We start from the raw sequence: 10751 nt of genomic DNA on the forward strand, positions 1-10751 counted from the left end.
ATGCCGAGCCATGACTTTTCGATTCGATGTAGGTGGGCGGCGCTGGCAGGCTGTCCCATCGCCGGCGCTCTCGCGTCGTCATAAGGATTGGTTGACCCGGGGCGGCGCGCTCACGCGCCATCTGTCGGCGCTTGGCCGCGTGACTGTGCGTGTCGTGGCAGAGCGGGTGATGCCCGCCGACGCGGATCAGTGTCGCGCCATCGGTGTGCCGTTGCGCACGCCGATGTGGGCGCGCGATGTCATCCTGCTGGTCGACGACGAGCCGGTGGTTGTGGCCCACAGCGTCACGCCGCTCACCCATAGCCGTTCGGTCTGGCAAGCCATGCGCCGTTTGCGCACGCGTCCGTTGGCCGATCTGCTCTATCACGATCCTACCGTGACGCGTTCCATTCTGGTGTCGAGCCCGCTCGCGCCGCGCCACCTGTTGCACGGCCGTGCACGTCACGACGCACGCGATCCGCTCGTCGGCATCCATCCGCGTGCGCGGTTGTGGGCGCGTCGCTCGGTCTTCGTGCGCCGTGGTGCGCCGTTGCTTGTCACCGAGGCGTTCCTGCCGCGTTTCTGGCGGCGTCTGCAAGCGGCGCAGGGTGCGCAGGCGCGCGACGGATGCGTGCCATGACGACGGCCTCCCGCCCCGGTCTCAAGCGCAACTTTCCCCCGGTGGTGGATACGCAAACGCGCGTCCTGATTCTCGGCAGCCTGCCCGGCGACGTCTCGCTCGCGCACCAGCAGTATTACGCGCATCCGCAGAATCGCTTCTGGCATCTGGTGGGCGACACGATTGGCCTAGACCTGCCGTCGCTGGACTACGATGCGAAGCTTCAGGCGTTGCTCGCCCATCGCATCGGGGTGTGGGATGTGGTGGCCGAGGCACGCCGCAAGGGCAGCCTCGACAGCAATATCCGCGACCATACGGGCAACGACCTGATCGGTCTCATCGAGCGGCTGCCCGGTCTGGAAGTCATTGCGTTCAATGGTGGCACGGCGGCTCGGCTTGGCTTGAAAGCGCTTGCGCAGCATGCGCATCGGTACCGGATCGCGATGCTTCCCTCCAGCAGCCCGGCCTACACGTTGCCATACGCGGAAAAGCTGCGCGCGTGGCAGGCATTGGCGGCCTGACGACCTGACGGCCCGTCAATGCGCATTGGACATTGCTCGGTCATGCCGCCACGCCAAGGCAGAACGGACCGGGGCAGGGTAACGTTCCGAGCGCGTCTTCGCATCAGACGCTGGCCGAACCTTGCGACGTCTCGCTCGAGCCGACGACGTTGCGGATCAACTGGTCCATCTCCTTGATGATGTCCGCAAGCACCTGCGTGATCACCGAGAACTCCCTGCCATGCTCTCCCGCCCGTGCCGCGGAGATGCGCGCATTTATGGCGACGATGTTTGCTTGCATCGAAATACCGCCAAGGCGCCCCGCGAGGTCGGTCTGACGTTTGCGCACTGCGACCTCGCAACGGTGCATTTCCTGCTGGTAGGCCTGCGTGACGGTCTGCAGCAGTTCTAGTATGGGGGTGGCCTGCACGACCAGCCCATCGAGGGACGATGCCTGCGCGAGGGTGTCCGCCAAGGGGGTGTCCATGGTTGTTCTGACCTGAGCAATGAAATCGCGGATACGCGCGTCAGCGCGCGGCTGACCGAAGTAGAGCTGCTGCAAGGCGCTGGAGAATGCGCCGGGGAAACGCTCATTACCTGTCACGAGATCTGAATGCGCCGACGCGAACATGGACAGGCACTTGCGTGCGATGTCGAGGGCGGCGGTGTCCCCGCGCGAAGCAAGTAACAACTGGAGGACAATCCGTTGCGACAGCATGCGCTGTCGTCCGGCAAGGTCGATCAACGCGCCGATAGTCTCGGCGGGGACTTCGGCTTCGGGTGACGGAGTGGAGAAAGCGTTCATGCCATGCCTTACAGGGAGTGTCGACGCAGATGCGCACCGCGTTGACCGGTAAAGAAAAAGGCGCCCCGAAGCGAGATGCCCGCGAACCGGTCGTCCGGGTCAGGGTCATCTCGCTTCGGGGCGCCATTGCCCGGGACGCTCCTTTTTCAGAGCGTGTCGTCGCGACTTGCCAGTTTGCTTTGAGGCCGCCGTTGGCCTGCCTGTCTCTTCTGCAATATCCATGCCACCGCGCATGGAAGGTGCGCCAGGTCGCGGGGCGCAGCGAAATGGTGGGCGAAATGATGCAGCGAGACGGTGCAGCGAAACGGTGTGGCAGGACGGGTTCGGGCACCGATCTTGTGCCGGATGCATCAACACGATGCGCTGCCCACGTTGTGTGGTGGGTTGGGTGCTGCGGCGTCTGTCTGCGTCGCGGGCGGGCGGCGTGTCCAACCTGGGCGTTCGACGCAGGGGGTGGCAAGCGAACCCGGTACAATGCGATCCCATCGGAATCTCCCGAGTTTCATCGAAGGACACATGACCCTCATCAAACGCAAATCCATCGAAGCCGAAGCGTTCGTCAGCGACGAGCGCAGCACCCGCGCCTCCCGTCCCGCATACAAGCCGCGCTTCGCGCCGGTGACTTTCTCCGAAATGGGAGGCGTGCGTTACCTGCATTTCGGCACGCCGTGGGTGCAAGGGGCGATGCGTCTGTCCAAGCCTGACCGGATCGAGCTGGAATACGCGCAGCAGATGATGGCGTGGCTATTGTTCATGCGCGCGCCGAAGCATGTTGTGCAGTTGGGACTCGGCACGGGCTCGCTCACCAAGTTCTCGCATCGGCAGTTCTCACGCACGCAGGTCACCGCAGTTGAACTGAACCCGGCCGTGGTCGTGGCGGCGCGCACCATGTTCAACCTGCCGGATGACTCGCGTAAATTGAAGGTGGTGGAAGCGGATGCGTGGGACTTCGTCACCGACACGGCGAACCACGGCACCGTCGACGTGCTGCAAGTCGATCTGTACGATGCAACCGCACGTGGCCCGGTGCACGACACCCCGGCGTTCTACAAGGCCTGCCGCGCGACGCTGCGCGAGCCGGGCATGCTGACGACGAACCTGTTCGGCGATCATGACAGCTATCCGAAGAATATCCGTCGTCTGCGTCAAGCGTTCGACAATCGCGTGATCGAGTTCCCGGAAGTGCACGATGGCAACGTCATTGTATTGGCCTTCAACGGCCCGCTGCTGTCGGTCGAGTGGAAAGACGTGGAAGCGCGTGCGAAGGTGGTGGAAGCCGCGACGGGGCTGCCCGCCAAGCGTTGGGTCAAGCAACTTCGCTCGGCCAACGGCGACGGTGGTCCGGTGCTGACGATCTGACGATCTGACGCCATCGCCCCGGACGCGCGTAGCGCACCGGTGCCGTGTGAGTGTGAGTGTAGAAAAGCCAGCCGCGAGGCTGGCTTTTCATTTGGCGCGCGGCGCGCGTGTGTCTCAGGCCGCGACTTCTTCGATGCTCAGCGCGGCGCCGCCGGCCGCAATCGCCAGCAGTCGGTCGACGTTGGGATGCGCGCCCGGACGGTTGCGTGCGTCGGCTGTGTGCTCGCCGAAGACCGCCAGACCGTGCTCGGCGGCCTTGGCGTCGAGCGTGCCGAAGGCCTGCTTGAGGTAGTGGTACACGGCGAGCGAGCCTTGCTTGCCCGGTGCGTTCTCGATGCTCGCCACCACCGCTCCGGTGCCATCGCGCAAGTCGATGCGGGCAATGCCCTCGAGCGAGCCGAAGGCCGCCATTTGTGCGAGATTGTCCTTGAAGACCGGGGTCGGTTCGATCACTGCCATGGTTCTGCTGCTCCTGCGGTTACGTTGAATTCGACAAGCGTTGCGGGCCGAATGGTATCACCTCGGTACCCGATCCTTCGCGCCTGGAACCCGTCGGGCGCAAGCGAGGTGCGCGCGAAGATCAGGCGCGCCGCCACTGGAGAATCGCCAGCGTCACCACGCCCGCGATGAGTCCCCAGAACGCCGAGCCGATCGACAACAGGGTCAGGCCCGACGCCGTCACCATGAAGGTGATGAGCGCCGCTTCGCGCTGCCTCGTATCGTGCATGGCGTTGGCCAGGCCGTTCATGATCGAGCCGAACAGGGCGAGGGCGGCGATCGAGACGACGAGGGCCCTTGGAAACGCCGCGAACAATGCGGCGATGGTCGCCCCGAACGTGCCCGCGATCAGGTAGAACACGCCCGACCATACGGCGGCGGTGTAGCGCTTGGCCGGGTCTTCGTGCGCTTCGCGTCCGGTGCAGATGGCCGCGGTGATGGCCGCCAGGTGAATGCCGTGCGCGCCGAACGGCGCGAGCAGCACCGACGCGATGCCCGTCGTCGAAATCAGCGGCGAGGCCGGCACCTTGTAGCCGTCCGCGCGCAGCACGGCGAGCCCCGGCACGTTTTGCGACGCCATCGCCACGACGAACAACGGGATCGCGATGCTGATCGTTGCCGACAGCGAGAACGACGGCGTGGTCCATACGGGCTTCGCGAGCGAGACGTTGAAGTGGCTGAAGTCGAGCAGGCCCAACCCGCCCGCCACGGCGGTGCCGACGATCAGCGCCAGCAGAATCGCGTAGCGCGACGCGAAGCGCTTGACGACGAGATAGGTCAAGAACATTGTGAGCACGAGCGCGGTCTGGTGCTGGGCCGCGAGGAAGATCTCCAGCCCGATGCGAAACAGAATCCCCGCGAGCAGTGCCGAGGCCAGCGCAGGCGGCACGCGGCGCATGATCGTCTCGAAGCCGCCGGTCAGCCCGCACAGGGCGATCAGGGCATTGCAGACGATGAAGGCGCCGATGGCTTCGCCATAGGGCACACCCGGTAGCGAGGTGATCAGAAGCGCGGCGCCTGGGGTCGACCACGCAACGACCACCGGCGTGCGATAACGCAGCGAGAGGCCGATGGTCGTTACGCCCATGCCGATGGACAGCGCCCAGATCCACGACGAAATCTGCGCCGAGGAGAGATGCGCGGCCTGTCCGGCCTGGAACATCAGAATGAGCGAGCTGGTGTAGCCCGTCATCATGGCCACGAAGCCGGCCACGATGGCTGACGGCGAGGTATCTGCCAACGGTCGGAGCGGTGGCACAGGCGTGGTGCTGGACGTCATGATGGAAGGAGATCTCTTGTTACGTTGTTGTTGTTATGCGGTTGCGCCGCCCCACACCGCCCCACACCGCCCCACGCAAGCAGGCCCGTCGGGCGGACGATTCGTGCCGGCGAAGTGCGGTCGGCGTACGGTTTGCCGCGTGGCTCACTTGCTGAGCACTCGCATGGCCGACTCGAGCCCGGCCAGCGTAATCGGATACATGCGGCCTGCGAAGAGTTGGCGGATGACCGAGATCGACTGGCGATATTGCCAAATCGGCTCGGGCTCCGGATTGAGCCATGCATGATGCGGAAAGCGGTCGATGAAGCGGCGCAGCCACACCGCACCGGCCTCCTTGTTGTTGTACTCGACCGATCCACCGGGTTGCAGCACTTCGTAGGGACTCATCGTGGCGTCGCCCACGAAGATCAGCTTGTAGTCGGGTGGGTACTTGCGCAGTACGTCCCACGTCTCGAAGCGCTCGTGATGACGGCGTCGATTCTGCCGCCACAGATAGTCGTAGACGCAGTTGTGGAAATAGTAGAACTCGAGATGTTTGAACTCGGACTTGGCCGCCGAGAACAGCTCTTCGGTGCGCGCGATGTGGTCATCCATCGAACCGCCGACGTCGAGCAGCATCAACACCTTCACATTGTTGTGACGCTCCGGCACGAGTTTCAGGTCGAGCCAGCCGGCGTTGGCCGCCGTTGAGCGAATGGTGTCGTCAAGATCGAGCTCCTGCACCGCCCCCTCGCGTGCGAACTTGCGCAGACGCCGCAACGCGACCTTGATGTTGCGCGTGCCCAGCTCGACGGTGTCGTCGTAGTCGCGATAGGTGCGCTGGTCCCACACCTTTACCGCTGTGCGATTGCCATTGCTCTCGCCGCCAATACGAATTCCTTCGGGATTGAAGCCGCCATTGCCGAACGGCGATGTGCCGCCGGTGCCGATCCATTTGCTGCCGCCTTCGTGGCGGCCTTTCTGTTCGTCGAACAGTTGCTTGAGACGCTCCATGAGCTTGTCGAGTCCGCCCAACGCCTGAATGCGCGCCTTGTCCTCGGGAGACAATTCGCGCTGCATTCGCTTTTCGAGCCACTCGAGCGGCACCTCGCCCGAGGCGTCGACGACTTGCTGCACGCCTTTGAAATACGCGCCGAACGCCTGATCGAACTTGTCGTAGTGCTTCTCGTCCTTGATGAGCGAGAGACGCGCCAGATAGTAGAACTCGTCGAGCGAGGGCGCGATGACCTGACGCTGCAGGGCTTCGAGCAGCGTGAGGTACTCCTTGACCGAGACCGGCAATTTTGCCGCGCGCAAGGTATAGAAAAAGTCGATCAGCATGACGGTGGCGCGCTTACCGGTTGGCGCGATTCATGAAGACGAGACGCTCGAACAGGTGCATGTCCTGCTCGTTCTTGATCAGCGCGCCGGCGAGCGGCGGGATCGCCAGCTTGTTGTCGGCGCTGCGCAACGCGTCGGGGCCGATCTCCTCGGCCATCAGCAGCTTGAGCCAATCGATCAGCTCGGACGTCGATGGCTTCTTCTTGAGTCCCGGGATCTCGCGCACTTCGAAGAAGGTCGCCATGGCGGCGCTCACCAGCTCGCGGCGAATGTTCGGGAAATGGACGTCGATGATCGACTGCATCGTCGCCGGTTCGGGGAACTTGATGTAGTGGAAGAAGCAGCGGCGCAGGAAGGCATCGGGCAGCTCCTTCTCGTTGTTCGACGTGATGACGACCAGCGGACGGTGGCGCGCCTTCACCAGTTGGCGCGTTTCGTACACGTAGAACTCCATGCGGTCGAGTTCGCGCAGCAAGTCGTTGGGGAATTCGATGTCGGCCTTGTCGATCTCGTCGATGAGCAGCACCACGGGGCGATCGGCCTCGAAGGCCTGCCAGAGCACCCCTTTGACGATGTAGTTGGCAATGTCGCGCACTCGCTCGTCGCCCAGTTGCGAATCGCGCAGACGCGAGACGGCGTCGTATTCGTACAGGCCCTGCTGGGCCTTGGTGGTGGACTTCACGTGCCATTGCAGCAGCGGCATGTCGAGCGCGGCGGCCACTTCCTCCGCGAGCATGGTCTTGCCGGTGCCGGGCTCACCCTTGATGAGCAGCGGTCGTTGCAGCGTGGCCGCCGCATTGACGGCGAGCTTGAGGTCGTCGGTGGCGACGTACTGGGAAGAGCCTTCGAAGCGCATTGTCTGAACCGTCCGCAAACAGCCGGCCAACCGGCCGGGCAGGGAAAAAGTTCAGTATAAGACATTGCGCATACGGCCTGCTTGGGCTGCAAAAATCTACCTATACATCAAAGGCTTGCAAGAAACTTCGGAGAACTGTGCGGGTCAGCCCCGAGTTTGCGCGGGCGGTGGTGTGGGGTACAATCGATTGCTTTTTTCACAGGTCGGCGACCTTGGAGCCGGGACGTCGACCTGCGTGTTGCGGGCCGGTATTCCAACCAAAAACGTTCCCAAGAAGACCATGAAAAAGTTCCTCACGATGATGGCGCTGGCGCTCGGCAGCACGTCGTTCACGACGTTCATGCCGCTCGGCGCGGCCCATGCGGCCGAACTCCAGCCCAATCTGGACGCGGCAAAGGACAAGGTCGCCATGTGTATTGGCTGCCACGGCATTCCCGACTATCGCACTGCATTTCCCGAGGTCTATCACGTGCCCCGGATCGGCGGACAGAATGCGAAGTACATCGAAAACGCCCTGAAGGCATACGCCAAGGGCGACCGCAAGTTTCAGACGATGCATGGCATCGCAGCCACGTTGACCGATCAGGACATCGTCGACATTGCCGCGTACTACGCGGCGCAAACGGCGTCGACGCCGGTCAATCCCCAGAAGTAAAACGTGCGTGGCTGAGGAGAACACGATGAAGCATTCGATGGTAAAGGCCGCGGCTGCGGCGTCCCTGGCACTCGGCGCGGTGCTTGCAGGCTGGGCGGGTTCGGCGGTGGCCGCCGGCAATATCGCCAACGGCCGCGCGCTGGTCGAGAAAGGCATGTGCGCAAGTTGTCACGGTGCGAATCTGAACGCGCCCGTCAGCCCCGAATACCCGAAGCTTGCGGGACAGTACGCAGACTATGTGTACAACGCGCTGCGGGCGTATCAGAACGAAACCAGCCTGGTGTTCGGTCGCAGCAACGCGATCATGAAGACGCAGGTCATGTCCAATCCCGCAACGCTTGGTAAGGACGGCAAGGCGCGTCCGTTCACGTCGCAGGAACTGAAGGACATTGCGGCCTATATTGAATCGCTGCCCGGCGATCTTGTTACGAAGAAGTAAGCGATTCCGGTATCGACATAAAAAAGACGGCGGCCGCGAGGGCCACCGTCGTTGGCTTTCGTCGGCGCGCCGAGCCGCAAGCGCCGATGCGCGCGCTCAGCGCGATGCCTGCTGTTCGATGCGTTGCAGGTAGGCGTCCGAGTCGGGCGGCTGGCCTGTGCGTTGCGCTTCCCAGAGCGTTTCTCCCAGGCACTCCATGATGCGATGTTGGGCTTCATGCGGCGAGTCGAGCCGACGGGTGAGCGTCTCGTAGGCGGCACGAATGCCGGGCGGCTGATCGATCGAGACCTGCTCGCTGATCGCCAGATGCATCGACAGATGCAGGAACGGGTTGGTCTGCCCGGCCTCAGGCGTGTATTCGCGCTCGCTCGCTTCTTCGGTGTCGGCGAGGGCGTCGTGATACTCGGGATGTTCGTTGATCCAGTCGGCCGCGATCGTCTCGAGCGGCGTGAGAATGCTGCCGCCGCGTTGCTTTTGCCAGGTGGTGCAGAAGAATTGCCGGACTTCGTCGCGGCTTGGATTGAACATGGGGACTCCCGGGGGTTCTCGTGAAGCAACTTGCGGCGCGGCGTGCCGTGACTACAATGGCGGATCGATTACTGCGGTGCGTCAGGCGGTTGCGTGGCGGACGGAACGCGCCGGTCACACATAAAAATCACGTCATATTGTCGCTCAATTTGTCCAACCATGTCGCAAAGCCCCCGCGTATCGTCCCCCTCCGGCGACATCTGCGCCACGCATTCACCCGCACCCCCACCCGCACCCTCGGCCAGGGCTGGCATTGCGCTGATTGCCGTGTCGGCATCGGCGTTCGGCGCCATGGCCATTTTCGCGCGCGCGGCTGCGGCGTCCGGAGCCGATATTTTCGCGACGCTGCTGTTTCGTTTCTTCGTCGCCACCCTCCTGTTGCTGGGCTGGTGCCGGTGGCAACGCGTGCGCTTTCCGTCGCGCCCCCAGGCGCTCGGCATTGCGTTGATGGGGGGCATCGGCTACGTCGGCCAGTCACTTTGCTACTTCAGCGCGCTGCAATACGCACAGGCATCGCTCGTCGCGCTGCTGCTCTATCTCTACCCGGTCTTTGTGACGATTCTGGCCGCCATTTTCCTGAATGAGCGTCTCACCCGGGTGAAGCTTGGCGCGCTCGTGCTCTGCTCACTGGGAACGGCGCTCACGGTCGGGGGCGGGCAGGGGCAACCATTGGGCATGGCGCTGGCCGTGGCGGCGGCGTTGATCTACTCGGGCTATATCGTGATCGGTGCGCAGTTGACACGGGGTGTCGATGCGCGTGCGACCGCGACGCTCGTCTGTCTGGCGGCCACTGTTTCCTTCGGCGCAATGGGCGCGGTGCGCGCCTCGCAGGGGCTGCCGCTGCATTGGCCCACAGGGGCCGGGGGCTGGGCGGCGCTGACCGCCATTGCCGTGTGTTCGACGGTCGTCGCCATTCTGACCTTCTTCGCGGGTCTGCAGCGCCTTGGCGCGGGACGCGCATCGATGCTCTCGACGCTCGAACCGGTGGTCACGGTGTTGCTCGCGGCCATGTTGCTGGGCGAAACGCTCACGGCGGCGCAGCTCGGCGGCGGGGTGCTCATTCTGGCGGGCGTGGTCTGGCTTTCGGCGCGTGGCGCGGCCACCGGCACCTGATTTTGGGGAGATTTTTGCCACGTCAGCGCGTGTCGCGCAGCAACGGTACAATCGCCGATCGTTTGCCATTCATCTCCCGAGGTCCATCGCCATGAGCACCATTGCCAAAGAAGCCATCGCCCAACTGTTCACCGAGGCGCGCACGCACAACGTATGGCTCGACAAGCCGGTCAGCGATGAAACGCTGCGTGAGCTGTACGATCTCGTCAAATGGGGGCCGACGTCGGCCAACACTACGCCCGCGCGCGTCGTCTTCGTGAAGAGCCCGGAAGCCAAGGCCAAACTGCTCGAATGCATGGCGCCGGGTAACGTCGACAAGACCCGTACGGCCCCGGTGACGGCCATCATCGCGTACGACCTGAAGTTCTACGAGCACCTGCCCAAGCTGTTCCCGAACGGTGCCGACAAGATGGTGCCGATGTTCTCGGGCGACCCCGCCAAGGCGGCCGGTGCTGCGCACATGAACAGCTCGCTGCAGGGCGGCTACTTCATCCTTGCCGCCCGCGCGCTGGGCCTCGATTGCGGTCCGATGGCCGGTTTCGACGCACAGAAGGTGAACGACACCTTCTTCGGCGGCAGCGAGTGGCGCGTGAACTTCATTTGCAATCTGGGCTACGGCGATCACGACAAGCTGTTCCCGCGCAATGCGCGACTCTCGTTCGACGAGGCGGCTCGCATCATCTAAGCCACTTTGGCGACGCCCTGGGACACTTGAAGGGGTAGGGTAAGAGCAAGCGGGGGGGCCCCCGGTGGGGGGCGCCCCCGGGGGGGTTGGGGGGGGCGGGCGGGGGGGCGGGGGGG

13 protein-coding genes are annotated in these 10751 nt (G+C 63.9%); 7 read left to right on the forward strand and 6 right to left on the reverse strand.

Features of this window, described 5'->3' with window-relative positions:
* Positions 1 to 10: 10 nt before the first annotated feature.
* The gene (locus ACE3UG_RS03430; RefSeq protein WP_374619658.1) at positions 11 to 619 is read left to right on the forward strand and encodes a chorismate lyase; all 609 of its coding nucleotides are present in this window, start codon (positions 11 to 13) and stop codon (positions 617 to 619) included.
* Positions 607 to 1119, forward strand: a complete 513-nt coding sequence (locus ACE3UG_RS03435) for a DNA-deoxyinosine glycosylase (RefSeq protein ID WP_374619661.1) — start codon at positions 607 to 609, stop codon at positions 1117 to 1119. The genes ACE3UG_RS03430 and ACE3UG_RS03435 overlap by 13 nt, the downstream gene beginning before the upstream one ends.
* A 103-nt stretch (positions 1120 to 1222) precedes the next feature.
* On the opposite strand, the gene ACE3UG_RS03440 is transcribed toward ACE3UG_RS03435, so the two are convergent.
* A complete protein-coding gene (locus tag ACE3UG_RS03440; RefSeq protein WP_374619664.1) occupies positions 1223 to 1903 on the reverse strand; it encodes a methyl-accepting chemotaxis protein in 681 nt (226 codons plus the stop codon).
* Positions 1904 to 2419: 516 nt separating this feature from the next.
* On the opposite strand from ACE3UG_RS03440, the gene ACE3UG_RS03445 reads away from it, so the two are divergent.
* Positions 2420 to 3262, forward strand: coding sequence for a spermidine synthase (locus tag ACE3UG_RS03445; RefSeq protein WP_374619667.1), 843 nt, complete (start codon positions 2420 to 2422; stop codon positions 3260 to 3262).
* Positions 3263 to 3376: 114 nt separating this feature from the next.
* On the opposite strand, the gene ACE3UG_RS03450 is transcribed toward ACE3UG_RS03445, so the two are convergent.
* The 4 genes from ACE3UG_RS03450 to ACE3UG_RS03465 all read right to left on the reverse strand — a co-directional run bounded on the left by ACE3UG_RS03450 (position 3377) and on the right by ACE3UG_RS03465 (position 7215).
* Positions 3377 to 3715 (reverse strand): DUF2322 family protein, encoded by a 339-nt coding sequence (locus ACE3UG_RS03450; RefSeq protein ID WP_374619949.1) that lies wholly within the window; start codon positions 3713 to 3715, stop codon positions 3377 to 3379.
* Between the two features lie 127 nt (positions 3716 to 3842).
* Positions 3843 to 5039, reverse strand: coding sequence for a benzoate/H(+) symporter BenE family transporter (locus tag ACE3UG_RS03455; RefSeq protein ID WP_374619670.1), 1197 nt, complete (start codon positions 5037 to 5039; stop codon positions 3843 to 3845).
* A 144-nt stretch (positions 5040 to 5183) separates the two neighbouring features.
* Positions 5184 to 6359 carry a VWA domain-containing protein gene (locus ACE3UG_RS03460; protein WP_374619672.1) on the reverse strand — a complete coding sequence of 392 codons (1176 nt, stop codon included), beginning with the start codon at positions 6357 to 6359 and terminating at the stop codon, positions 5184 to 5186.
* A 13-nt stretch (positions 6360 to 6372) separates the two neighbouring features.
* On the reverse strand, positions 6373 to 7215 hold the full coding sequence (locus ACE3UG_RS03465; protein ID WP_374619675.1) for an AAA family ATPase: 843 nt from the start codon (positions 7213 to 7215) through the stop codon (positions 6373 to 6375).
* A gap of 280 nt (positions 7216 to 7495) precedes the next feature.
* Here ACE3UG_RS03465 and ACE3UG_RS03470 point away from each other — a divergent pair, with 280 nt between their 5' ends.
* Positions 7496 to 7870: a cytochrome c gene (locus ACE3UG_RS03470; protein WP_374619678.1), complete on the forward strand. Its 375-nt coding sequence runs from the start codon at positions 7496 to 7498 to the stop codon at positions 7868 to 7870.
* A gap of 25 nt (positions 7871 to 7895) precedes the next feature.
* Positions 7896 to 8309 carry a cytochrome c gene (locus tag ACE3UG_RS03475; RefSeq protein WP_374619681.1) on the forward strand — a complete coding sequence of 138 codons (414 nt, stop codon included), beginning with the start codon at positions 7896 to 7898 and terminating at the stop codon, positions 8307 to 8309.
* Positions 8310 to 8405: 96 nt separating this feature from the next.
* Here the strand turns inward: ACE3UG_RS03475 and ACE3UG_RS03480 are convergent, their stop codons facing one another.
* Entirely contained in the window at positions 8406 to 8837 is a 432-nt protein-coding gene (locus ACE3UG_RS03480) for a DUF1841 family protein (RefSeq protein WP_374619684.1), read from the reverse strand.
* A 159-nt stretch (positions 8838 to 8996) separates the two neighbouring features.
* Here ACE3UG_RS03480 and ACE3UG_RS03485 point away from each other — a divergent pair, with 159 nt between their 5' ends.
* Positions 8997 to 9950 (forward strand): DMT family transporter, encoded by a 954-nt coding sequence (locus ACE3UG_RS03485; RefSeq protein ID WP_374619687.1) that lies wholly within the window; start codon positions 8997 to 8999, stop codon positions 9948 to 9950.
* A 91-nt stretch (positions 9951 to 10041) separates the two neighbouring features.
* Positions 10042 to 10635, forward strand: coding sequence for a malonic semialdehyde reductase (locus ACE3UG_RS03490; protein ID WP_374619689.1), 594 nt, complete (start codon positions 10042 to 10044; stop codon positions 10633 to 10635).
* The last annotated feature ends 116 nt before the right edge of the window (positions 10636 to 10751 follow it).

The organism is Pandoraea sp. (assembly GCF_041919235.1).
Taxonomy (GTDB): Bacteria; Pseudomonadota; Gammaproteobacteria; order Burkholderiales; family Burkholderiaceae; genus Pandoraea.

What these genes read in the sequence shown, in the direction of transcription:
- ACE3UG_RS03430 (WP_374619658.1), top strand. Translation starts at nt 11, where the DNA reads ATGACTTTTCGATTCGATGTAGGTGGGCGGCGCTGGCAGGCTGTCCCA.
- ACE3UG_RS03435 (WP_374619661.1), top strand. Translation starts at nt 607, where the DNA reads ATGCGTGCCATGACGACGGCCTCCCGCCCCGGTCTCAAGCGCAACTTT.
- ACE3UG_RS03440 (WP_374619664.1), bottom strand. Translation starts at nt 1,903, where the DNA reads ATGAACGCTTTCTCCACTCCGTCACCCGAAGCCGAAGTCCCCGCCGAG.
- ACE3UG_RS03445 (WP_374619667.1), top strand. Translation starts at nt 2,420, where the DNA reads ATGACCCTCATCAAACGCAAATCCATCGAAGCCGAAGCGTTCGTCAGC.
- ACE3UG_RS03455 (WP_374619670.1), bottom strand. Translation starts at nt 5,039, where the DNA reads ATGACGTCCAGCACCACGCCTGTGCCACCGCTCCGACCGTTGGCAGAT.
- ACE3UG_RS03460 (WP_374619672.1), bottom strand. Translation starts at nt 6,359, where the DNA reads ATGCTGATCGACTTTTTCTATACCTTGCGCGCGGCAAAATTGCCGGTC.
- ACE3UG_RS03465 (WP_374619675.1), bottom strand. Translation starts at nt 7,215, where the DNA reads ATGCGCTTCGAAGGCTCTTCCCAGTACGTCGCCACCGACGACCTCAAG.
- ACE3UG_RS03470 (WP_374619678.1), top strand. Translation starts at nt 7,496, where the DNA reads ATGAAAAAGTTCCTCACGATGATGGCGCTGGCGCTCGGCAGCACGTCG.
- ACE3UG_RS03475 (WP_374619681.1), top strand. Translation starts at nt 7,896, where the DNA reads ATGAAGCATTCGATGGTAAAGGCCGCGGCTGCGGCGTCCCTGGCACTC.
- ACE3UG_RS03480 (WP_374619684.1), bottom strand. Translation starts at nt 8,837, where the DNA reads ATGTTCAATCCAAGCCGCGACGAAGTCCGGCAATTCTTCTGCACCACC.
- ACE3UG_RS03485 (WP_374619687.1), top strand. Translation starts at nt 8,997, where the DNA reads ATGTCGCAAAGCCCCCGCGTATCGTCCCCCTCCGGCGACATCTGCGCC.
- ACE3UG_RS03490 (WP_374619689.1), top strand. Translation starts at nt 10,042, where the DNA reads ATGAGCACCATTGCCAAAGAAGCCATCGCCCAACTGTTCACCGAGGCG.